At 69.2% G+C, this 20,365-nt stretch carries 23 protein-coding genes and 1 tRNA gene; 15 read left to right on the top strand and 9 right to left on the bottom strand.

Annotated elements, in window-relative coordinates:
• Positions 1-489: 489 nt before the first annotated feature.
• Together BJ964_RS08880 and BJ964_RS08875 are read right to left on the bottom strand one after the other, a co-directional pair.
• Positions 490-2,160 carry a DUF885 domain-containing protein gene (locus BJ964_RS08880; RefSeq protein WP_188120233.1) on the bottom strand — a complete coding sequence of 557 codons (1,671 nt, stop codon included), beginning with the start codon at positions 2,158-2,160 and terminating at the stop codon, positions 490-492.
• Between the two features lie 20 nt (positions 2,161-2,180).
• Positions 2,181-3,239 carry a PHP domain-containing protein gene (locus BJ964_RS08875; protein WP_188120232.1) on the bottom strand — a complete coding sequence of 353 codons (1,059 nt, stop codon included), beginning with the start codon at positions 3,237-3,239 and terminating at the stop codon, positions 2,181-2,183.
• A 104-nt stretch (positions 3,240-3,343) separates the two neighbouring features.
• Between BJ964_RS08875 and BJ964_RS08870 the strand changes: the two genes are divergently transcribed.
• Together BJ964_RS08870 and mtnA are read left to right on the top strand one after the other, a co-directional pair.
• Complete coding sequence (locus BJ964_RS08870) at positions 3,344-5,194, top strand: M48 family metallopeptidase (protein WP_188120231.1); 1,851 nt, start codon at positions 3,344-3,346, stop codon at positions 5,192-5,194.
• Positions 5,194-6,156 carry an S-methyl-5-thioribose-1-phosphate isomerase gene (mtnA, locus tag BJ964_RS08865; RefSeq protein ID WP_188120230.1) on the top strand — a complete coding sequence of 321 codons (963 nt, stop codon included), beginning with the start codon at positions 5,194-5,196 and terminating at the stop codon, positions 6,154-6,156. Before BJ964_RS08870 ends, mtnA begins: the two co-directional genes overlap by 1 nt.
• Positions 6,157-6,175: 19 nt before the next feature.
• On the opposite strand, the gene BJ964_RS08860 is transcribed toward mtnA, so the two are convergent.
• Genes BJ964_RS08860 through BJ964_RS08850 form a run of 3 tightly spaced genes read right to left on the bottom strand, consistent with a single transcriptional unit; the run spans position 6,176 to position 8,509 of the window.
• Positions 6,176-6,748, bottom strand: a complete 573-nt coding sequence (locus BJ964_RS08860) for a DinB family protein (RefSeq protein WP_188120229.1) — start codon at positions 6,746-6,748, stop codon at positions 6,176-6,178.
• Between the two features lie 35 nt (positions 6,749-6,783).
• Positions 6,784-7,728 (bottom strand): prephenate dehydrogenase, encoded by a 945-nt coding sequence (locus tag BJ964_RS08855; RefSeq protein ID WP_188120228.1) that lies wholly within the window; start codon positions 7,726-7,728, stop codon positions 6,784-6,786.
• Between the two features lie 10 nt (positions 7,729-7,738).
• Positions 7,739-8,509, bottom strand: a complete 771-nt coding sequence (locus tag BJ964_RS08850) for a M23 family metallopeptidase (RefSeq protein ID WP_407650837.1) — start codon at positions 8,507-8,509, stop codon at positions 7,739-7,741.
• Between the two features lie 188 nt (positions 8,510-8,697).
• Here BJ964_RS08850 and BJ964_RS08845 point away from each other — a divergent pair, with 188 nt between their 5' ends.
• The 3 genes from BJ964_RS08845 to BJ964_RS08835 all read left to right on the top strand — a co-directional run bounded on the left by BJ964_RS08845 (position 8,698) and on the right by BJ964_RS08835 (position 10,307).
• Entirely contained in the window at positions 8,698-9,000 is a 303-nt protein-coding gene (locus tag BJ964_RS08845) for a hypothetical protein (RefSeq protein WP_188126860.1), read from the top strand.
• A 360-nt stretch (positions 9,001-9,360) separates the two neighbouring features.
• On the top strand, positions 9,361-9,864 hold the full coding sequence (locus tag BJ964_RS08840; protein WP_188120226.1) for a tRNA adenosine deaminase-associated protein: 504 nt from the start codon (positions 9,361-9,363) through the stop codon (positions 9,862-9,864).
• A gap of 26 nt (positions 9,865-9,890) precedes the next feature.
• On the top strand, positions 9,891-10,307 hold the full coding sequence (locus BJ964_RS08835; protein WP_229806985.1) for a nucleoside deaminase: 417 nt from the start codon (positions 9,891-9,893) through the stop codon (positions 10,305-10,307).
• Here BJ964_RS08835 and deoD read toward each other — a convergent pair.
• A complete protein-coding gene (deoD, locus tag BJ964_RS08830) occupies positions 10,304-11,017 on the bottom strand; it encodes a purine-nucleoside phosphorylase (protein WP_188120224.1) in 714 nt (237 codons plus the stop codon). The two genes, BJ964_RS08835 and deoD, sit on opposite strands and share 4 nt — an antisense overlap.
• Before the next feature lie 115 nt (positions 11,018-11,132).
• Between deoD and BJ964_RS08825 the strand changes: the two genes are divergently transcribed.
• The 4 genes from BJ964_RS08825 to BJ964_RS08810 all read left to right on the top strand — a co-directional run bounded on the left by BJ964_RS08825 (position 11,133) and on the right by BJ964_RS08810 (position 15,345).
• Positions 11,133-11,222: transfer RNA gene (locus BJ964_RS08825), tRNA-Ser, on the top strand.
• 343 nt (positions 11,223-11,565) lie between these two features.
• Positions 11,566-11,775, top strand: coding sequence for a hypothetical protein (locus BJ964_RS08820; protein WP_183224254.1), 210 nt, complete (start codon positions 11,566-11,568; stop codon positions 11,773-11,775).
• 190 nt (positions 11,776-11,965) lie between these two features.
• Complete coding sequence (locus BJ964_RS08815) at positions 11,966-12,307, top strand: STAS domain-containing protein (RefSeq protein WP_188120223.1); 342 nt, start codon at positions 11,966-11,968, stop codon at positions 12,305-12,307.
• 113 nt (positions 12,308-12,420) lie between these two features.
• The gene (locus tag BJ964_RS08810; RefSeq protein ID WP_188120222.1) at positions 12,421-15,345 is read left to right on the top strand and encodes a hypothetical protein; all 2,925 of its coding nucleotides are present in this window, start codon (positions 12,421-12,423) and stop codon (positions 15,343-15,345) included.
• A gap of 380 nt (positions 15,346-15,725) precedes the next feature.
• Here the strand turns inward: BJ964_RS08810 and BJ964_RS08805 are convergent, their stop codons facing one another.
• Genes BJ964_RS08805 through BJ964_RS08795 form a run of 3 tightly spaced genes read right to left on the bottom strand, consistent with a single transcriptional unit; the run spans position 15,726 to position 17,837 of the window.
• A complete protein-coding gene (locus tag BJ964_RS08805; RefSeq protein WP_188120221.1) occupies positions 15,726-16,439 on the bottom strand; it encodes a beta/alpha barrel domain-containing protein in 714 nt (237 codons plus the stop codon).
• Positions 16,440-16,973 carry a kinase gene (locus BJ964_RS08800; protein WP_188120220.1) on the bottom strand — a complete coding sequence of 178 codons (534 nt, stop codon included), beginning with the start codon at positions 16,971-16,973 and terminating at the stop codon, positions 16,440-16,442. It lies immediately after the preceding gene.
• A gap of 6 nt (positions 16,974-16,979) precedes the next feature.
• The gene (locus BJ964_RS08795; RefSeq protein ID WP_188120219.1) at positions 16,980-17,837 is read right to left on the bottom strand and encodes a GntR family transcriptional regulator; all 858 of its coding nucleotides are present in this window, start codon (positions 17,835-17,837) and stop codon (positions 16,980-16,982) included.
• Between the two features lie 410 nt (positions 17,838-18,247).
• Here BJ964_RS08795 and BJ964_RS08790 point away from each other — a divergent pair, with 410 nt between their 5' ends.
• The 6 genes from BJ964_RS08790 (at position 18,248) to BJ964_RS47850 (ending at position 20,338) form a co-directional block, all read left to right on the top strand.
• Positions 18,248-18,499: a DUF6284 family protein gene (locus BJ964_RS08790; protein WP_407650796.1), complete on the top strand. Its 252-nt coding sequence runs from the start codon at positions 18,248-18,250 to the stop codon at positions 18,497-18,499.
• The gene (locus BJ964_RS08785) at positions 18,499-18,852 is read left to right on the top strand and encodes an RRQRL motif-containing zinc-binding protein (protein ID WP_188120217.1); all 354 of its coding nucleotides are present in this window, start codon (positions 18,499-18,501) and stop codon (positions 18,850-18,852) included. Before BJ964_RS08790 ends, BJ964_RS08785 begins: the two co-directional genes overlap by 1 nt.
• Positions 18,853-18,886: 34 nt before the next feature.
• Positions 18,887-19,765: an ABC transporter permease gene (locus tag BJ964_RS08780; RefSeq protein ID WP_188120216.1), complete on the top strand. Its 879-nt coding sequence runs from the start codon at positions 18,887-18,889 to the stop codon at positions 19,763-19,765.
• 92 nt (positions 19,766-19,857) lie between these two features.
• Positions 19,858-20,022 carry a hypothetical protein gene (locus tag BJ964_RS08775; RefSeq protein ID WP_188120215.1) on the top strand — a complete coding sequence of 55 codons (165 nt, stop codon included), beginning with the start codon at positions 19,858-19,860 and terminating at the stop codon, positions 20,020-20,022.
• Entirely contained in the window at positions 20,022-20,207 is a 186-nt protein-coding gene (locus tag BJ964_RS08770) for a hypothetical protein (RefSeq protein WP_188120214.1), read from the top strand. Before BJ964_RS08775 ends, BJ964_RS08770 begins: the two co-directional genes overlap by 1 nt.
• Positions 20,207-20,338 carry a hypothetical protein gene (locus BJ964_RS47850; RefSeq protein WP_262479324.1) on the top strand — a complete coding sequence of 44 codons (132 nt, stop codon included), beginning with the start codon at positions 20,207-20,209 and terminating at the stop codon, positions 20,336-20,338. Before BJ964_RS08770 ends, BJ964_RS47850 begins: the two co-directional genes overlap by 1 nt.
• Positions 20,339-20,365: the final 27 nt, after the last annotated feature.

Below are 20,365 nucleotides of genomic sequence, written 5' to 3'. Positions count from 1 at the left end.
AGGGCGGAGCGTAAACGCGTTCGCCGGCTGTTCACCGAGACTGACATTGCTTTAGTCCTCCGCCATGCACACGCTATGGGCCAGTGGGGGGCTACGGAGAGTAGCCATGCGGGCACACCGATCCGGGTCAATCTATCCGAGAAATCCTCAGAAAACCCCTTTCCAAGGGTCAGAGTTCGCTCGGCTGATCGGGGGATACGCGGCACTGCCGACTTGGCTGTACGAACGCCCGGGCCGGGGCCGGATCGAGAAAGGCCCAGTCCACGCTGCTTCCGGAACAAGTGCGGAGCGCCGCGGGAGATCGTATCCGCACCTCAGGCGGGACGTGAATATGAGTTCTACTTCGGATTTGTTACATCTGGGTAGCGGCCCATTCGCGGAGCGTGGTTGAACGATCGCTCAGCGGAGGAATTGTGCGCAGAGTAATGGATCAAATACAAAAAGGCGGGTCTCTCCGTCCCGTTTTCGGCACGGAGAGACCCGAATGACTCAAATCCTGGCCAGTGCCTTACGGAGCGGGTCGAGCCCCAGCGAACCGAGGTTGAGCGCGTCCCGGTGGAACCTCTTGAGGTCGAAGTCACTGCCCTTGCGGCGTTTCGCCTCGTCGCGGGCCTCGAACCAGATCCGCTCGCCGACCTTGTACGAAGGCGCCTGCCCCGGCCACCCCAGATAGCGCTTCCACTCGAACCGGAGGACCTCCTCCGGCATCCGGGTGTGTGCCCGCAGGAACTCCCAGCCGAGTTCCGGCGTCCATCGTTCACCCGGGTGGAAGCCGAACGGGTTGTCCTGGGGGATCGGAAGTTCCAGGTGCATGCCGATGTCGACGATCACCCGGGCCGCACGCAGCGCCTGGCCGTCGAGCATGCCGAGCCGGTCGCCCGGATCGGTGAGGTAGCCCAGCTCGTCCATCAGCCGCTCGGCGTACAGGGCCCAGCCCTCGCCGTGGCCGGAGCACCAGCAGAGCAGCCGCTGGTACCGGTTCAGCTGGTCGGCGCGCAGCAGCGTCTGGCTGACCTGGAGGTGATGGCCGGGCACACCCTCGTGATAGACGGTGGTGACCTCGCGCCAGGTGGAGAAGACCTCCTGGCCCTCCGGCACCGCCCACCACATCCGGCCGGGCCGGGAGAAGTCCTCGCTCGGGCCGGTGTAGTAGATGCCGCCGTCGCTGGTCGGCGTGAGGCAGCACTCCAGCTTCTGGGCCGGGCCCTCGATGTCGAAGTGGACACCGTTCAGCTCGGTGATCGCCCGGTCGGAGAGCGCCTGCATCCAGTCCCGGAAGGCCTCCTTGCCGCGGATGTTGCGGGCCGGGTCGGCGTCGAGCACGGCGACCGCCTCGTTCACCGTCGCCCCGGCGCCGGCGATCGCCGCCGACACGGCGCGCATCTCCCGCTCCAGCCGGTCCAGCTCGGCGAAACCCCAGTGGTACGTCTCCAGCTGGTCCACCTTGGCGCCGAGGAAGTACTGGGAGGCCAGCGCGTACCGCTCGGGGCCGGCAGCCTCCTTCTCCCGGCCGCGCGGGGCCAGCTCGTCGCGGAGGAAGTCACCGAAGGAGGCGGTCGCCGCGGTGGCCGCCGCCGCGCCCCGCTCCAGCTCCTTGGCGAGCGCGCCGGACGCGCCCAGCCGCCGGGCCAGCCCGTGGAAGAAGTCGTCACGGGCCGGATCGGTCCACGCCTCGCACTGCTCGGCCACCGCCAGCAGCTGCGCCCGGGCACTGACCCGGCCGTCGCCGGCGCCCTCGAGCAGGGTCCGGCGGTACTGCTCCAGGGCGTACGGGAAGGCGTTGAGCCGGGCCGTGATGTCGGCGACCGCCTGCTCGCCCTCGGTGGGCATCACGTCGAGGACCATCCGCAGCTCGTGCAGCGAGCTGGTGATGACACTGACGTCGGTGCTCACATAGCCCGCGTCGTACTGCGCCAGTTGCAGGCCCAGCCGCTCCAGCATGGCGTCCTTGGCGACCTGCTCGGATTCGTGCTCCGGCTCGGTCACGTCGAGATCGTTGATGGTCCGGCGGAGCAGCTCGGCCTGAGCCTCGAAGCCCTCCGGGGAGAGGTCGTCGGTCTTGTCCTCGTAACCGGTTATGCCGGTGGCGGTGGCGCCGGTCGGGTTGAGCGCGGCCCATTCGTCGACGTATCGGTTCGCGAGTTCGTCAATTCGTCCCACGCCGCCGACCCTACGTGATCTCAACCATGTGATCCGGTCCACTCCAGCAGGCGTTCGGCCGTCCAGGTGTTCACCACCCGGTCGGCCGGCACGCCGCACAGCGCGGCCCGCCCACAACCGAAGTCCAGCCAGTCCAGTTGGCCGGGGGCGTGCGCATCGGTGTCGATGCTGAACACGCAGCCCGCCTCCACCGCGACGGTGAGCATCCGTTTCGGCGGGTCGAGCCGGTCCGGCCGGGAGTTGATCTCGATGGCCTTGCCGTGGTCGAGGCAGGCGGCCAGCACCTTCTCCAGGTCGAAGTCGCTGGGCGGCCGGGTCCGGGCCCGGCGGTGCGCGGCGTCGCCCTCGCCGGCGGCCGACACCTTGCGCCCGGTCATGTGCCCGAGGACGTCGAGATGCGGGTTGCCGATCGCGGTCACCATCCGCCGCGTCATCCGGGACGCGTCGTCGCGCAGCTTGCTGTGCACCGAGCCGACCACCACGTCGAGCCGGGCCAGCAGCTCCTCCTCCTGGTCCAGGCTCCCGTCCTCGAGGATGTCCACCTCGATGCCGGTGAGGATGCGAAACCCCTCGGGCAGCGCCTCGTTCAGCATCGCCACGTGATCGAGTTGGCGCCGCAACCGGTCGGCGGTCAGCCCCCGGGCCACGGTGAGCCGCGGCGAGTGGTCGGTCAGCACGAAGTACTCGTGGCCGAGGTCGGCGGCGGCCAGCGCCATCTCCTCGATCGGCGAGCCACCGTCCGACCAGTCCGAGTGCACGTGACAGTCACCGCGCAGCGCGGCCCGCAGCGCGGCGGCCGCGGCCGGGATCTCGGTGCCCTCGGTGGCGGTCAGCCGGCGCAGGTAGACCGGCTCCTCCCCGGCCAGGGACTCGGCCACGCAGCGCGCGGTCACGTCGCCGATGCCGGGCAACTTCGCCAGGGTGCCCGCCCCGGCCCGGGCGGCCAGCTCGTCCGGCGGGGTCTTCGACACGGTCGCGGCCGCCGACCGGAAGGCGCGCACCCGGTACGTCGCCTCGTTCGCCCGCTCCAGCAGGAACGCGATGCGCCGCAGATCGGCGACCGGATCACGAGAAGCCATAACCGCAGCCTAGGACCTTTTAAGGATCTTGCCCGGCGCATATCGAGGTCGGTATCTTCCGACGGCCGCCCGGACGGGCGCATCACGGGGAGGGAACCACCGTCATGTCCACTACGCTGCGCGCCGCCGTCTCGGTCGCGATGCTCGTCGGTTTCTACGTGCTGGGCCTGCTCCAGCTGGCCCTGGTCGGCTGGCTGCTCTACGAGATCTGGACGCACATGCACGGCGCCGGAGCGGCCAAGCTCAGCTGGCTGCTGCTCGCGGCGGTCGGCGCGGTGCTCGCCGGTCTGTGGCGGGCGATCCGGACCAAGCCGAGCGAGCCGGACGGCCTGCTGATCACCCCGGAGCAGGCGCCCGAGCTGTGGGCGACGGTCCGCGAGCTGGCCACCGCGGCCGGCACCCGCGCCCCCGACGAGATCCGCCTCGAGCCGATGGTCAACGCGGCGGTCAGCGAGGACGCCCGGCTGCTCGGCCTGCTCGGCGGCACCCGTCGTCTCTACCTGGGCATGCCGCTGCTGCAGACCTTCACCGTCGACCAGCTGCGCGCGGTCCTCGGGCACGAGCTCGGCCACTACTCCGGCTCGCACACCCGGCTCGGCGCCATCGCGTACCGGGGCCGGCTCGCCATGTACGAGACGCTCAGCCGGGTCGGCCGGTACAACGTGTTCGGCTGGGTCTTCAAGGGCTACGGCCGCCTCTACCGCCTGGTCAGCAACGCGGTCGGCCGCCGCCAGGAGTTCGAGGCCGACGAGGTCGCGGTCCGGGTGGCCGGTGCCGACGCCGCCGTCGGCGTGATGCGCGAGCTGCCGGTGGCCACCTTCGCCTGGAACTTCTACTTCGGACAGTACGTCGCCCAGGGCGTGGAGCTGGGCTACGCGCCGGACGACATCTTCGGCGGCTTCGGGCAGATGCACGCGGCCCGTACCGAGGCACTGGCCGGGCTGCGCGACATCGAGCCGGACGACGAGACCTCGGTGTGGGACACCCACCCGGCCCTCGGCGACCGGATCACCGCGATCCGGGCCCTGCCCCCGGTCCAGCACACCGCCGACGAGCGCCCGGCCACGATCCTGCTGCCGAACGTCGACGAGCTCGGCCGGGCCCTCCAGGCCGAGGCGTTCGACTTCGGTGACCGGCCGGTGCTGCCCTGGGCCGAGTTCACCGCCGCCTCGATCACCGCGGCCCGGCAGCGCGGCGCCGACCGGATCTTCCGGTCCACGGCCCGGCTGCTCGGCGTCCAGGAGGCCGGACTGGCCGAGATCCTCGACCTGGCCGCCGACGGCAAGCTGGGCAAACTGGCCGCCGAGTTCTTCCCGGACGCCACCCGCAAGGAGGCCGCCCTCGCCTTCGCCGACCCGATGGACGACCTGATCACCCTCGCCGCGGTGCACTCCGGGGTGGTCGGCTACCAGCACTCCTGGTCCGGCCCGGCACAGCTGGTCGGCCGGGACGGGCAGCCGGCCGACTTCACCGAGATCGCCAAGCTGGCGGTCGTGCCGGAAAGTGTGGCCGAGGCCCGCGCCCGGCTCGGTACGCTCGGTATCCAGATCGAGGCGGCCCGGGTCGTCGAGTCCCGCGCCACGGCCGGCGGCTCGGACGTGATCGGGGCGATGGCCAACGTCCGCGTGAACGACCAGGAGACCGACCTGATCATGCTGGACCGCGGTTTCGTGTTCGTGCCCGCGCCCAAGGGCACCGACGACGGTGAGAAGCGGCTCAAGGAGATGCTGTCCAACAACGACCCGGCGACGCTGGCCCAGATCTACCGCTACCTGCCGTACGAGGAGGTCACCGGCGCCCGGGTGCTCAAGCCGGTGCCGATCAACGCCGAGGTGGACCTGCACGACGGCTCCACGGTCCGAATCAAGGCCCGGTGGACCGGTGAGGAGCTGGGCAAGAGCCAGGACACCCTGGAGAAGATCCTGAACCGGCTCAACGAGCGGGCCGGGCGCTGATGCGGACGATCGACTGGGTCAACGGCGCCGTCGAGATCATCGACCAGACCGCGTTGCCGAACGAGGAGCGGGTGCTGCGGCTGCACACCGTGGGCGAGCTGATCGCGGCGATCCAGTCGCTGGCGGTCCGGGGCGCACCGGCGCTCGGCGTGGCGGGGGCCTTCGGGGTCGCGCTGGCGGCCCGGGTCCACTCCGATGATCCGGCGGCGCTGTCGGTGGCCGTACGGAAGATCGAGAGCGCGCGCCCGACGGCGGTGAACCTGGCCCGCGGAGCCCGCCGTGCCGCCGCGCTGCTCCCGCACGGGCCGGAGGCCGTGCTGGCCGAGGCCTGCCGGGTCCGTGACGAGGAGATCGAGGCGTCGGCGGCCATGGCGCGGCTCGGCGCCGACCTGGTCGTCGAGATGTGCGGGACCCGGCCCCGGCTGCTCACCCACTGCAACACCGGCGGGCTGTGTGCGGTGACCACCGGCACCGCCCTCGGCGTGGTCGGTGAGCTGCACCAGCGTGGCCTGCTCGCCGGCGTGATCGCCAGCGAGACGCGGCCACTGTTGCAGGGCGCCCGGCTCACCTCCTGGGAGCTGACCCGGTGGGGCATCGAGCACCGGGTGGCGGTCGACTCGGCCGGGCCGTTCCTGATGGCCCGCGGCGAGGTGGACGCGGTGATCCTCGGCGCCGACCGGATCTGCGCCAACGGCGACGTGATCAACAAGATCGGGACGTACGCGCACGCGCTCGGCGCCAAGCGGGCCGGGATCCCGTTCCTGGTGGTGGCGCCGGAGTCCACGGTCGACGTGGGCACGCCCTCCGGCGCGCGGGTGGAGATCGAGGACCGGGGTTCGGCCGAGGTCACCGCCTGGAGCGAGGCGGTGAACCCGGCCTTCGACATCACCCCGTACGACCTGGTCACGGCGATCGTCACGGACCGCCGCGTGATCCGGGTGGACCGGGGTGAGAAGCCCTAGCGAATCGGAGCCAGCAGGCTCAGTCCTGGGGCTTCCAGGGCTTCATCCACGGCGACTCCGGCCAGCCCTCGGCGGCCGCCATCAGCGGGTACGCGGTGGCGCCGTCGACGGTCTGCCGGATCACGTCGGCGTGCCCGGTGTGCCGTGCCGTCTCCTGGATGAGGTGCAGCAGCACCCACCGCAGCGACCAGGCGTCGTACTCCTTGGGGTTCCACGGCACCGAATGGTCGATCGGCACCGGGTGGTCGAGGTCGGCGATGTCCCGGACCGTCTTCTCGGTCGCCTCGGCCACCCGGTCGTAGTACGCGAACAGCTCCTCGACGCTCTCCCCGTCGGCCAGCTTGAAGTTGCGCTCGTAGGCCTCGTAGTCGACCGGGCCGTGCTCGCCGCGCACGGTGGACAGCCAGCCCTCTTCGGTGGCGGCGCAGTGCCGGATCAGCCCGCCGACGCTGAGCTCGCTGGCGCTCGGCACGGCCCGCAGCTGCTCCGGGGTGAGCCCGTACGCGGTCAGCTTGATCACGTAACGCATCTGGGCGAGGTAGGCGAGCAGACCGTCCTGCTCATCGGTGACGGGGCGAACTTGACCGGGCATCGGAACTCCTAAGCGGTAGGGCGTCACCCATCACGTTAGGAGAGATAGAGGTCAGATCCCGGCCGCATTCCGACAAGCTCGGTGTCGTTCACCGACGTCACCCATCCGCCCGCCCGGCCCAGCTCCAGAAGCGCCTCGACGTCGGCCGGCACCTTCTCCGGCGTGCCCGGCGCCGGCGGCCACGCGCCCCGCGCCTGCGAGGCGAGCGACAGGTAGGGCACCAGCGCCGAGGTCGGGTCGCCGGCCGAGAGGTGCTCCTCCAGCCGCTGGAGATCACCGATCAGCCGGTGCAGCTCCCGTTGAACGGCACTCCGGTTGCCCCCGCACATCGCCGCGGTCAGTTCGGGACGGGTCGCGGCCACCCGGGTGCCGTCCCGGAACGATCCGGCCGCCAGCGTCCCGGCCAGCGGATCTGCCACCAGTTGGGTGGCCAGTGCGGCGGCGAACAGGTGCGGCACGTGACTGATCCGGGCCACCGCGGTGTCGTGCTCGGTCGCGGTCACCGGCACCACCCGCGCGCCCATCGAGGTGAACAGCCCGGCCAGCGACAGCCAGTCGGCCAGATCGGTGCCGTGCGGCTCCAGGCAGAGCACCCACGCGCATCCTGCGAACAGGGCCGCCTCCGACGCCGCGAACCCCGAGGTCTCCTTGCCGGCCATCGGATGCCCGCCGACGAACCGGAAACCCTTCATCAGGTCCCTGACGGGACCCTTCACCGAGGTCACGTCGGTCACCAGGCCGTCGTGACCGGCCATCTCGGCGATCACTTCAGGCAACACCGTCAGGGGTACGGCCAGAGCGGTCAGTTCCGTGCCCCGGACCGCCTCGGGCACCGTGCCGGCGACCCGGAACCCGGCCGCGCGTGCCGCCTCCCGGGTGGCCGGGTCGGCGTCGTAGCCCACCACGTCGTGTCCGGCGGCGGCCAGCGCCCGCAGCAGGGAACCACCGATCAGCCCGAGTCCGATCACCGCTGTGCTCACGACGCAGAGCCTAGGCCTGGCAGTTGTTCTTGCGCTTCCAGGTGGCGACCGACGCGACCGGGCTCTTCTGGCCGTCCTTACGCCACGACGCCAGGTAGGTGTAGGGCCAGACCACGCCGCGCCGCACCTTCCAGTCGCCGGTCTTCGCGCACGGTGGCGAGATGCCGTAGTGCAGGTGGCAGACATCGTTGGCGTTGCCGGTCTTGCCGGTGACGCCGAGCAGCTGCCCCGCCTTCACCCGCACGCCGGCCCGGATGCCGGACTGCACCTTGCTCAGGTGCGAGCCGTAGTAGCGCACCCCGTCGTCACCCAGGATCGACACCGACAGCCCACCGTTGGCCGGGCCGTCCGGCTTCCCCTCGACGTAGGTGTCGGTGAGGCTCACCTCCAGCACCCGTCCACTCGTGGTGGCGACGAACCGGGAGCCGCAGTTCACGAAGATGTCGGTCGCCGGGTACTTCGAGTGGGTGTCGTGCCAGTCGACGTTCGACGCGTCGACGGGGAAGACGTACTTCACGTCGACCGGGGCCGTCGCGCTCGTGGACGGCTTCACCGACGGCGGCGTGCTGGGCGCGGTGCTCGGGCCGGGAGCGGCGCCGGCCGGGGCCGAGGGGGCCGCCGCCGGATCGGCCGAGGACGCCTGTGCGGCCGGGTCGACGAACTGCGGGGTCGAGGTCGGCGTGGCCGACCCATTGGTGGACCCGCAGCCGGCCAGGCAGACCGCCGCGATCGTCAAACCAGAGAGGGTACGGAGTAAACGCACCGCGACATCCTGGCAGATGAGCGGAAATCGTGCAGACCGCGTACCGGTGGATGGGTTGGCTAGGCTTCATCGGGAGCGTGGCGTGATCGGGAGGAGGCGGGCGACAGATGGCGGACCGGCAAGGTTCCTGGCCCGCGGCCCTGCCGCCACCACCGGGCTACCTCCCGCCGCGGAGCACTCCGCCACCGCCCCCGCCGTTCGGCGCGATGCCGCAGCGGCCCACCTACCGGGAGCCCCATCCGGTCACCGCGGCCCCCGTCCTCACCGGGCTGGCCGCCACCACGGCCTGGTTCGTGTTGTTCGGCAGTCTCGGGAGCAGTCTGACGTCGTACGCGTGGTGGACCATCGGCGCGGCGCTCGCCGCCTGGGCGGTGGCCCTGTTGCTGGCCGTGCTCGGCGACCGTGGCGTGGCCGTCGGCGTGGCCGTCGCGAGTGGTCTGGCGCTGTCGATCGCGCTGCTCTTCGTCACACTCCGATGGGTGGCCACCTACGACTGGCCGCTCTGGTGAGACGACCACCACACGTGCCCTCTCGGTAGCCCTGAGCAGTGGTTCTGCCGATGTGGCCATCGACCCTTGACGAACGTCGTACGGCTCGGCACTCTCGGCGTCATGGCCCCCTCGCCAGAACGGCTCGACCCCGATCGCTGCCGTCGACGTCTCGAACTACTGGCGGCTCTCGCCCAGGCGAAGTCGTCCCGTGAGTCGATGCCTTCACAACGTCTCCGTGGTCTACGGCTCCGCGAGTTGATCGCCACGCGACGTCGCCTGGTGAACTGACTTCGAGCCCGTCAAGGCGTGGCGCGATGCACCCGCCGCCGTACCCGCTACCGTCAGGCGCTGAGAGTTTAGAGTCGCGTTGGGGGAATCGTGTCGATTTTCGCTGCCGCTGTCGCCCGTGCCAAGAGCGGATGGACGGCGTCGGAGCTGGACCTTTCAGGCCTGGCCGACATCGACGAGGTGGTGGACGCGCTCCGGGATACCGAGCCGGACGCCGACCTCGCGGTGTTGTTCGTCGAGAGCGACGACGAGTACCTCGCCATCCTGCGCCTGGACGAGGGCGAGGATCTGCGGGTCTTCGGGTCCGATTCGGCCTTCGCCGAGGAGTCGCGGATCGGATCGGTGCTGCTCGGTGAGGTGGAGACACCGGCCCTCGGGCTGGACGACCTGGGTTCGGGTGACGAGGACGACAAGCCGGCCGAGCCGGACGCCGACCCGGTCGGTGACGCCGATCTGCTCGGCGATCTCGGGGTGAACGCGCAGCGGCTGCTCGCCCTGTGCGGGATGGACGGGATGCTGCCGTCCGACGTCACCGCCGAGATCTGCCAGCGGATCGGTTGCGGGGACGAGATGGAGGAGCTGCGCGAGGCGTGATACGCCGCAGGCAGCACGAGGAGTGGATGCGGCGCGCGCTCGCCGTCGCGTCCACCTCGCCCGACGACGTCCCGGTCGGGGCGGTCATCCTCGGCCCGGACGGCGCCGAGCTGGCGTCCGCCGGCAACGAGCGGGAGCTCACCGGTGATCCGACCGGGCACGCCGAGATCCTCGCCATCCGCCGGGCCGCCGCCCGGCTGGGCGAGTGGCGGCTCGAGGGCTGCACCCTGGTGGTCACCCTGGAGCCGTGCACCATGTGCGCCGGCGCGCTGGTCCTGGCCCGGATCTCCACGCTGGTCTTCGGCGCCTGGGAACCCAAGACCGGGGCGGTCGGTTCCCTCTGGGACGTGGTCCGGGACCGCCGCCTCAACCACCGTCCGGAGGTCTACGGCGGCGTCCTGGAAACCGAGTGCGCCACGCTGATGCGCGACTTCTTCCGCTAGGCGTCCGCGATCGCTGTCGCCAGGCCGATCTTCACCATGTTGCTGAAGCCCTGCTCGCGCTGAGCGGAGTCCATCGCCTCGTGGCGCTTGATGTGGTCGCTGACGGTGAGGATCGTCAGCGCCTTGGCGCCGTAGCGGGCGGCGATCGTGTAGATCGCGGCCGACTCCATCTCGACCGCGAGCACGCCGTAGTCGGCGAGGGCGTCGTACAGGTCGGGGCGGTCGGTGTAGAAGGCGTCGGCGGCCAGGATCGGGCCCACCCGGATCGGCACGCCCTGCGCCTCGGCCACGTCGACCGCGGTGCGCAGCAGACCGAAGTCGGCGACCGGGGCGTAGTCGATCAGACCGTCGAACCGGGCCCGGTTCATGTTGGAGTCGGTGGCCGAGCCGATCGCCGCGACCACGTCACCCAGGTTGAGGTCCATGGCGAGGGCGCCGCAGGAGCCGATCCGGATGACCGACTTCACGCCGTACTCGTTGATCAGCTCGTGGGTGTAGATGGAGGCCGACGGCATGCCCATGCCGGAACCCTGCACCGAGACCCGGACACCCTGCCAGGTGCCGGTGAAGCCGAGCATCCCCCGGACCTGGGTGTAGCAGACCGGGTCCTCCAGGAAGGTCTCGGCGATCCACTTCGCCCGCATCGGGTCGCCGGGCAGCAGCACCCGTTCGGCGATGTCTCCGGGCTTGCCACCGATGTGCACGCTCATGCGATTTCTCCGTTTTCCGTGTCGATAGCGACGATCTTGCCAGGTCAGCCGGGTCACGGCGGGTTATGGGTGACCCGGCGGCAAGCGCCTTCCGGCGTCGGGTAACGTACTTCCCGGTGGTGTGTCCGAGTGGCCTAAGGAGCACGCCTCGAAAGCGTGTGAGGGTTTACGCCCTCCGCGGGTTCAAATCCCGCCGCCACCGCCACGGGAAAGCCCGGTCCGACGGACCGGGCTTTCTGTCTTTCGGACCGTGTTCCTGTTACGCTCCGTCGCCGGTTTCCGGGTCGGCCGACCGCGGGAGTGACGGCTCATCCGTTCGGTCGTTCTCCATGATCAGCCCGCATGTTGTAACGGGCATGTTTCTTCGCAGTTCAGAGCATGGGATCACGTTCTGTAGCCGACCGTGCGCGGCCCTAATACATAGGGTGTCGCGCAAGTCACGCTGGCAAAATATACCGGATCAGACAATGTGGTTCCGACCTGGCGGCGAGAAGAATTCACAGAATCACTCGACCCAGGTTCGTCGATATCTGTCCTAGATTTGACACGTGAGAGTTGAGCATCACTGGTGGAATGGCGACGTCCGGCTCGCGCGCCGAGACGTCTACGTCCGCACCGACGGCGCGCTCTGGGAGGTCGAGGCCCAGATGGGCGGCCCCGAGGGCAAGTCGAAGGTGCAGCAGTGTCCCGGCAAGGCGTCAGCGATGATCCTGGCCGACGCGTGGCGTGGTCCACGCTGGCGGTGGCGCGAGCTCTAGGAGCCGTGCCAGGAGCCCCCCAAGGCTGCGCCTCAAGTGCTTGACTTTGAACCGGCCAGCCTCGAAACGGGCCGGATCCCACATGGGGTCCGGCCCGTTCGTGTTTGTCTGACGCACGCTCTGTCCGGTGTGTGGAGAAGTTCTGGATCTAGCCTGAAATTCCCATCACACGGGTAGGAAGCCGATCATCATGCACGCCACAGTCACCGATCACCGCTCCGATGTCGCCGTGCTGCACCTGCGCGGCGAGCTGGACGCCGACACCGCCGGTCAGCTGTCCACGGCCCTGGCCGGCCTGCTGGAGCGCCCGGTGCCGCGGATCGTGGTCGACCTGACCGGGCTGAAGTTCTGCGACTCGGTGGGGCTGAGCGCGTTCATCACGAGTAAACAGGTGATCTCCGCGCGTGGCGGGTGGCTGAGCTTCGCCGGCGCCAACCCGTTCCTCGCACAGCTCATGGAGACGGTCGGTCTCAGCCGATATTTCGCGATCTTTCCGGAAGTCGACGATGCGATAGCGGCTGCCCAGATCTAGGCCGGGACGGTTTCGTCGCCACGGTTGACCTGGCTCTTCCCGAATGGTGGGAGCTAGGCGCCGGTCAATCTGTGCGACTGTCAAGATCCAGAAATGTGCATTAGGCAGCGCCCATGAGGCGTTGGAGCGCCGCTCTGCTGGGCGGCTTGTTGATCGCGACCGGACTGCCGGGAGCCGCCCACGCGGCCACCCCGTCCCCTTCGATCTCTCCCACGGTGTCGGAGCCCACGCCCACACTCTCGCCCGGATCCGCCTCGACGGAGCAGGCGGACATTCCGGTCGGCTGCGGCACCCTGCGCGAGGCCGGCTTCGGGGACCTCGCCGAAGACCAGGTGGCGGCCGGCGAGGTCGAGCCGGACGGCTTCGACTGCTGGTCGGTGCGGGCTTCGGCCGGCCTGAAACGGGTCCGGACCTCCGACGGCGGCCAGCTCGACTGGGAGCTCAGCGACGCCGGCGGGGTGGTCTGCTCGGAGTGGGGCGGCACCTGCGACCTGGCCGAGGCGGGGACGTACACGCTGTGGCTGCGCAACGACGAGTGGGACACCTACGCGTACCAGGCGGTGTTCCTCAACCTGAACACCGACCAGGGCTGTACCTCCGCGACCGGCACCGGCTGGGACCGGCCGACCGGACGGATCACCCCGACGTCACCGTTGCAGGCGTTCTGCCTTCCGTTCACCGCGGAGCCCGGCGAGCGGATCCTCTCGTACGTCTCCGGGGCCGACCTGTCGTGGATCTCCGACCGGACCGGCGCGAGGATCTGCGCCGACCAGGAGTACGACGAGGTGGACGGCTGCGCGCTGCCCGGCTCGGGCCCGTACCGTCTGGTGGCGTTCAGCGACGCCGACCGTGAGCTGAGCTACCAGGTCCGGCGGCTGTCCGCGCCCTCCGGGTGCGTGGTGGTCACGCCCGGCACTTTCGGGACCGGCCCGGCCGGTGCGCCGGACGTCAACCGTTGCCGCCTGCTGGACGTCCCGGCCGCCGGTCGCCACCTGGTGCGGGTCGTCGACGCCCGCGGCTACGAGACGTCGGCGCAGGTGTACGACGCCCAGGGCAGGGATGTGTGCACCGCCGGGGGCCTCTGCGACTTCCCGGCCGCCGGCCGCTACACACTGATCGCCGGTTCCGGTGTGACCGAGACCGCGTACGCCACGGTGTTCGCCCGGCCCACCGCCACGGGCTGTGTCCAGGTCTCCGACCAGGGCATCTCCGGCGGCGCCGTGCGGGGCTCGTTCACCGTCGCGGGCGAGACCGGCTGCCTGGAGCTGACCGGTACGGCCGGCGCCTCGATCGGGCTGCTGTACCCGCCGAAGGTGACCGGCGCCGCCCGTCCGGACTGGACGTTGATCAACGCCGACGGTACCGATCTGTGCGCCACCAACGGTTGCGTGCTGACCGGCCGGGCCCCGTACCGGATCCTGCTGAACGCTCCGGACGGCGCCGCCTCCGGCGACTACGCCGTGGTCGTGCAGCGGATGGACCGGGTGAGCGGGTGTGCCGTCCTGCCGCAGGGCTCGATCGGCGCCACCGTCGGCGTGAACACCGCCTTCTCGGCGGGCCGGTTCGCCACCTGCTACAGCATCCCGGCGGACCGGCACTCGACCGCCGAGATCATCGGGTACGCCCCGGTCACCGGCCACGACGGCTGGGCCTCGATCTCGGTCCGGGACGACACCGGCAAGCAGGTCTGTGGCAGCGCCCGGTACGCGTCCGCCCAGCTCCTGCGCTGCAAGTTCGAGACGGGTAAGGCGTACACCGTGGTGCTGACCGCCGCGGCCGCCGACTTCCAGTACCGGATCCACCGGGAGGACTACAGCCCGGCCGGGGCGCGGTGCGAGACCCCGTCGAACTCGGTGCTCGGCGGTCCGGCGCTGGCCGGCACCCTGCGGACCGACGACGAGGTGCGCTGCTACCGGGTCACCGCGGCGGCGGCCGACAGCCACTGGCTCGGCGTGCGCAGCACCGGGTACGCCGCCCGCTACTGGATCACCGACGCGTCCGGCGCCGACCGCTGCGCGGGGTACGTGGTGCCGTGCCGGGTCGGCGGCTCGACCGCCTACCAGATCTTCGTCTGGCCGGCGGTGGACGGGCAGCAGGTGCCGTACCGGGTGGACACCTGGCGGCTGACCAGCGCCGGACAGCCGGTCGCCCAGTGCCCGGTGACCGGCGTCGGCCCGCTCGCCGGAACCCTCTCCGACCAGCGGACAGCGGTCTGCGCGTCGGTGCCGGTGAAGAACCGGAGCTCCTTCACGGTGGCGCTGAGCAACACCGGTGGCGGAACCGAGACGCCCGAGCCGTACTACTTCACCACCCTGGCCGACGGCGGGATCACCTCCTGCTCGTACGCCGAGGGCGGCCGCGGCTGCCAGGTGAGCCTGCCGTACGAGCAGCCGACCGGGATGGCACTGTTCGTGCTGGCGCCCAAGACCGAGAACGCGAACCTGCCGTTCCGGGCCGAGACGACCTGCGACGGCGAGCCGTGCGTGCCGGTCACGCTCGAGCCGTTCCGGGTCGTACGGGCGCCGGGCATCACCGGGTCGGTGCGGGTGGGCGTGACGGTGCGGGCCGCGGTGGGTTCCTGGGATCCGGCGCCGGCGTCGTACTCGTACCAGTGGACGGCGAACGGTGTGGCGATCAAGGGGGCGACTGCTTCGTCGTACCAGATCCCGGCCTCTCTGCGCGGGAAACGCCTCGGGGTGACCGTGACCGCGAAGCGTGCCGACCGGGTCTCCACCCCGGCGTCCTCGGGCACGCTGGTGGTGGGTTACGGCGCGGCGCCGAAGACGTCGGCCAAGCCGAAGATCAACGGCACGGTGAAGGCGGGCCGGACGGTCAAGGCCACGGTGGGTGCCTGGTCACCCCAGCCGACCACATTCCGGTACGAGTGGCGCGTGAACGGCAAGCTGGTCGCGGTGACGTCGTCCTTGAAGATCAAGAAGTCGTGGGCCGGCAAGAAGCTGACCCTGACCGTGATCGCCAAGCGGACCGGTCACTACGACGGTCGCGCCGTCTCCGCCACCTACAAGATCAAGAAGTGAAAGAGGCGAGGGCCGGCCCCGATCGGGAGCCGGCCCTCGCCCGCACTGTTTTCGGTCCCGACAATAGACCGCTCCACTGGCCGGCCGAGGCCGGGTCCAGAACGACCAAAGGCCGAGCCAACCGGCTCGGCCTTCAACGTCTGCCCTGGTAGGGCTTGGCGGAGGATACGAGATTCGAACTCGTGAGGGTGTTAACCCAACACGCTTTCCAAGTCTGCGTGCCGTCGTTCGCCGTCGTTCGCCACCATCCGTGACCTGGGCAGACATGGAATGTCGGACGCCCGTGAACGGTCGCGAGCGACGGCGAACGAGACGGAAACTGAGACGGTGGCGCGCTGGCGTTGGCTCGCTCCGACCCCCCGGTCAGGCGGTCGCCTGGCTCAGCTCCCGAACGCAGCTTGCAGTAGGTGAGCCGTCCTGGCAGGTCGGTCCGGCAGGGCGTCTAGCGTCGCCTGAGACGCGTCGATCACCGGCTGGAGCGCGGGCAGGTCAGCAGTCGGGAACGGTGACGGGATGTGGCTCAGGGGCGTTGCAATTACCCCTGACGCGCCCGCCTCGATGCGCTTGCCTATTTGACGCGATGAGCCGTCTAGGAGGGCAAATTCCGGCCCTGTTGCATTCCTGATTCCCGTGATATCGGAGAAGCCGATTTTCGCCACCTTTCCGCCCGCCGGGAGTACTCCGGCTTTAGCGGCGAGCGTAGCTAGCTCCGTATTGAAAACAGTCGGTGTGTACATCGGATGACTGTAAATGTAAGAGCCGCCCGGAAGTGAGGCTAGAAAATCTAGAGCGGCATTTTCGTTCGGAAGTGCCTGGAGAACCGCCATGGCTCGAACGCCACGGGCGCTCGATTCCTTGATGTCGTCACTATTCCAGCAACAGGCGATTATCCTGCCAGGCGGCAACTGCTCTAGCCAGATATCGATGATCGACCCTTTATCCTTGGCGGTTAGCAGATCGCCGCGCGTAGTGGAGCCAGATAACAGGAATGAGTGAACCCACGTGTTGGCCGCGCGGTTGATATACGGCCTGAGTGCGCTGGTGTCGATCGTTCCCTGTGCGCCAGGGGTCAAGGCAGGAACACAGACAATCATCTAGCGAGACGCCTCTTTCTGGAATCTGTCGATAAGCTTCGCGGCCTGCTCGATCGATATCTTCGATGTGTCAATGAATAGGTCTGCGTCTTGAAGTGGTTCGGTTGCGTCCCAAGCGCGCAAGCGCTCTTCGTCGTCGTTAGTGTTGCGCGCTCGAATGCGAATCGCGGCGATATCTCTGGGGCACCAAAGATATGCGACCGTCCATGAGGCTTCCGGTATCGCTTTCGTCACCTCTGACACGGCCTGAGTCTGGCCTAGATGTACTACCGTTATGGATCGGCCGATGTGGTCAAGAAGGAAAGACCGATCGATGATATAGCTGGAACTGTATCGAGCGTTCTCCCATACCACCTCACCCTGTTTCCGTAGCTGCTCGGCCTCTTGCCCGGTTGCCATCCGATAGCCGCTTGTCCGACCCGGACCGACCTTGACGCGGGGAAAGAGACAATAAACAGGATTGATCTCATGCAGCGCGGCGGTTATCGAGTCTTTGCCAGAGGCCGGTGGGCCATAGAGGATGACGCCTTTCATCGCGTCTCACTCACTCTCGCTGGCAAGAATTGCCTTTAGTAGCTCTTGAGCCTGCTCTTGGAGCGGCGAACTTGAGGCACTGTTGTCGACTAGCTCGTATGGTGAGACGGGGCGGAAGTCCAAGCCAATGCGCTCGATGTAACCATTCCAGTCGGCGAGCTTGGCGGAATCTCTGGCTGCCCCACGATGCCGGATGTATGCCTGCATCGTGGGTTCGTCACAGAACACCCAAACTAAGGTCACTTGTGCCCGGTACTTCGACATCTGGGCACTGATCCGACCAATCCATGCGGCATCCCCGAATTCACGCAGAAACGGCGCGGTTACGATGGCGCTATTCCCGCACCCTACGTTCTCATCGGTGGCCGCGAGCAGTGATTCGTATTCACGCGGCCGGACGAGATCCAAGTAAGTAGCGGATTCTCTGTCATTCGGCGACATGCCGAGAACTTCGAGTGCCGCCTCGACTACGGGCCTCGTGAGCGTATCTTTGTCTAGTATCGGCCATCCGGTCTGACGTGCGAGGATGCGGCCAAGTTCGGTTTTTCCGCTCCCGGCGAATCCGCCGATGAAAATCACGTGCGGAGTTGAGGTCCGGTACTCGGACTGTGGTACCGGCTGTGCCGGCGCGCGTACAACTCGGCGGGATCGAGACTGGCTTACCACCAGTCCCTCTTCCATGAGGACTTTCATCGCTTCGGAAATGGTGAAGACGCTTACGTCCCATTGCGCCGCGAGGTCGCGCGTTGAGGGCAACACCTGACCGTCGCGAAGCACGCCGGCCTCAATCTCGTTGCGGATGTTCCTCGCAATTTGCTGATGAAGCGACTCGGGCGGGGTCAGGCGGGGGCGAGACGTAGCCATCTGGGTTGTCCTCACTGCCGCACGCGGCTCCGGTAGCCAACCCGCCGAGCCTATCAAGACCTAACAGTTGTCCGCGCTGTGAGGCCCGTCTCTGCTGGTCAAGGCTGGTTCGTGCCATAACAGTTGATTGGAATGCCTAACAACTGTTAGCGTGAGCTGCATAGCCGGTCGGGCTCCGACACGGCGGATGTGGCTCAGGCTGCACCGTTCGTGATCGTCCCGCCGCGCACACGTTCTCTGAGAACTCCATAGAGCCGCTGGGCTGCACCTCCCAAGGGACGGATTCCCGAAAAGGTCGCCGCGCATGGGCGCTGGTCATCCATGCATCTCTTCGTCATTTTTCGCTGGTCAGTGCGGCATCGGCCGCTCGCGTCGGTGTCGCGCTGACCCTTCCTATGGAGGAACACCCCGTGAGTGATCACGACTTCTACGCCGAGCCGACCGCCGCCGACCTGGCGGCGATCGAGATCGAGGAACCGCTGATCAACGCCGAGTTGGTCTGGCTGGACACCGAGATCACCTTGCTGAACACGGCCGAGCGCGGACCGGTGAGTGAGCTGGACGTGCGCCGGGTGCGCCGCGCCGAGCGCGCGGTGATCCGCGAGACGTTCGCGCTGGTGGCCCGGCTGACTCGGTCGCCGAGCCCGCGCCGCGCGGCCTGATGGCCCGCATCCGGGCCGCGTTCCACGACCCGGACGGTGACCGGTACGGCATCCCCACCTACTGGTGGCGGGGTGCCCCTGCCGGTTACGCCACCCGACGCCAACTGCGAGAACGCGGCCTCTGTCCCGGCGGACAACCCGTCGCCGCTCAGATCATGTGGCGCGGCGTCGGTGGCGTCCGCGCCGCCTACCTGTACCGGCTCGACCTGGCCCGGCCCAAGCGCACCGCGACGCCGGCCGTCCGAGCGGCGCTCGCCAAGGCGATGCGCGCTCGCCGCACCTGCTCGACCTGCTCGACCGTCCGGCCCTACTGCATCCCGCGCTCGCTCGGCTGCTGCATCGAGTGCGCGTGACCTGCCTTTATCCCTGCTCCGAGAGGAACAGCCGATGACCGCCACGACCACCCCGAGCGCCTACCCGCGCACCGTCGACGAACTGATCCCGCACGCACGCGACCTGGTCGACCGGCTCGGCGAGATCCCGAGCCGCAACCAGTTGATGAAGACCTTCAAGGTCGGCGGACCGAAGGCGAAAGAGCTGATCGCCGCGCTCACGACCGCCCCGGCCGCGCCGACCGCCGCCGAGCCGGTCCCGCCGATCGCCGTGCCCACCGTGACTACTGGTCGCGGGTGGGACTCGCCTGAGGCGAGCGCGGCGGAACGCGAGGATCTGCTCCGCCGAGCGGGCCGGGTGAACGACCCGGTCTCGCCGGTCGAGCCGGTCGTATATCCGCCTCCGCTGATCGACCCCGGCGACGAGATGGCGTGGGTCGGCATCGCCCGTCCGCCCGCCGAGCCGGTCGAGCCGCCGGCGGCCGAGTCGGTCGCCGAGCCCGCGCCGAAGCGCCGCCGGCCGATCGTCTGGCCCGTGCTGATCCTCTGCCTGCCCGCGTTCGTCGCGATCTGGGGCGGCTGGGTCGAGATGGGACGCCTCACCGGGTTCGGCATGGTCACGCTGCTGCCCGGCATCTCTGACTTCCAGATCAACACGGCGATCACGCTGCCGATCGGCGTGGAGACCTACGCCGCGTACGCGCTGTACGTGTGGCTGTCCGGCATGGTCACTGGCCCGGCGCTCAAGTTCGCCAAGTGGTCGGCGCTCGCGTCGCTGCTGCTCGGCGCGCTCGGCCAGGTCGCCTACCACCTGATGGCCGCCGCTGGGTGGGAGTCGGCCCCGTGGCCGATCACCGCCGCCGTCTCCTGCATCCCGGTCGCCGTGCTCGGCATGGGCGCCGGTCTCGCGCACCTGATGCACCGCTCGCACTAGATCCGCCCGGCGACGCAGCCCAAGGCCTGCAAGCAACGTGCTGCGCCGCCGGTCACCCCATCCAGTCAGCAGACCTTTGGGAGGTCACCAGTATGGCAAGCAACCTGTTCAGCGCGGGAGGCCCGTACATGGGCCGCACCGCCGCCGAGATCAAGGCGGATCAGGCCCGCGCCCGCACCGAGGACACGGCCAAGGACCGCACCGCGCGCGCCGCCGGCCGCGACCGCCGCTCGATCGGCAAGAGCGGTGGCCACTGATGGGCCGCAAGACCGGATGGGTGGCCGACTTCGAGACCGGCCGCGCCAGCAAGGGCCGGATGCCCAAGGGCAGCACCGAGGACCCCGCGACGTTCCGTGAGAACCAGATCGCCCGCGTGGCCGGCGACGCCGCGAGCGCGGCCGGCCGGGCGCTGTTCCGGGCCGTCACCGGTCGGAGGTCCTGATGGCTGACAAGTGGCTGCACGCCCAGCGCGACGAGATCCGCGAACGCAACCGGCAGGCCCGCGAAGCGCAGATGCGCGAGGCACAGCGCCTCGCCGACGAGCGCCGGGCCAGGCAGAACGCCAAGCGCTGACCGCCGCCGCCGCGACCGGACCTGTGC

It is taken from the genome of Actinoplanes lobatus, assembly GCF_014205215.1.
Classification (GTDB): domain Bacteria; phylum Actinomycetota; class Actinomycetes; order Mycobacteriales; family Micromonosporaceae; genus Actinoplanes; species Actinoplanes lobatus.
This window is presented reverse-complemented; position numbering and strand designations above follow the sequence as displayed.

Bases quoted from the DNA above. Each gene is read 5' to 3' on its own strand.
- BJ964_RS08875 (WP_188120232.1), bottom strand. From the start codon at position 3,239: ATGGCTTCTCGTGATCCGGTCGCCGATCTGCGGCGCATCGCGTTCCTG.
- BJ964_RS08870 (WP_188120231.1), top strand. From the start codon at position 3,344: ATGTCCACTACGCTGCGCGCCGCCGTCTCGGTCGCGATGCTCGTCGGT.
- mtnA (WP_188120230.1), top strand. From the start codon at position 5,194: ATGCGGACGATCGACTGGGTCAACGGCGCCGTCGAGATCATCGACCAG.
- BJ964_RS08860 (WP_188120229.1), bottom strand. From the start codon at position 6,748: ATGCCCGGTCAAGTTCGCCCCGTCACCGATGAGCAGGACGGTCTGCTC.
- BJ964_RS08845 (WP_188126860.1), top strand. From the start codon at position 8,698: ATGCCGCAGCGGCCCACCTACCGGGAGCCCCATCCGGTCACCGCGGCC.
- BJ964_RS08835 (WP_229806985.1), top strand. From the start codon at position 9,891: ATGCGGCGCGCGCTCGCCGTCGCGTCCACCTCGCCCGACGACGTCCCG.
- deoD (WP_188120224.1), bottom strand. From the start codon at position 11,017: ATGAGCGTGCACATCGGTGGCAAGCCCGGAGACATCGCCGAACGGGTG.
- BJ964_RS08815 (WP_188120223.1), top strand. From the start codon at position 11,966: ATGCACGCCACAGTCACCGATCACCGCTCCGATGTCGCCGTGCTGCAC.
- BJ964_RS08810 (WP_188120222.1), top strand. From the start codon at position 12,421: ATGAGGCGTTGGAGCGCCGCTCTGCTGGGCGGCTTGTTGATCGCGACC.
- BJ964_RS08805 (WP_188120221.1), bottom strand. From the start codon at position 16,439: ATGATTGTCTGTGTTCCTGCCTTGACCCCTGGCGCACAGGGAACGATC.
- BJ964_RS08800 (WP_188120220.1), bottom strand. From the start codon at position 16,973: ATGAAAGGCGTCATCCTCTATGGCCCACCGGCCTCTGGCAAAGACTCG.
- BJ964_RS08795 (WP_188120219.1), bottom strand. From the start codon at position 17,837: ATGGCTACGTCTCGCCCCCGCCTGACCCCGCCCGAGTCGCTTCATCAG.
- BJ964_RS08785 (WP_188120217.1), top strand. From the start codon at position 18,499: ATGGCCCGCATCCGGGCCGCGTTCCACGACCCGGACGGTGACCGGTAC.
- BJ964_RS08780 (WP_188120216.1), top strand. From the start codon at position 18,887: ATGACCGCCACGACCACCCCGAGCGCCTACCCGCGCACCGTCGACGAA.
- BJ964_RS08775 (WP_188120215.1), top strand. From the start codon at position 19,858: ATGGCAAGCAACCTGTTCAGCGCGGGAGGCCCGTACATGGGCCGCACC.
- BJ964_RS08770 (WP_188120214.1), top strand. From the start codon at position 20,022: ATGGGCCGCAAGACCGGATGGGTGGCCGACTTCGAGACCGGCCGCGCC.
- BJ964_RS47850 (WP_262479324.1), top strand. From the start codon at position 20,207: ATGGCTGACAAGTGGCTGCACGCCCAGCGCGACGAGATCCGCGAACGC.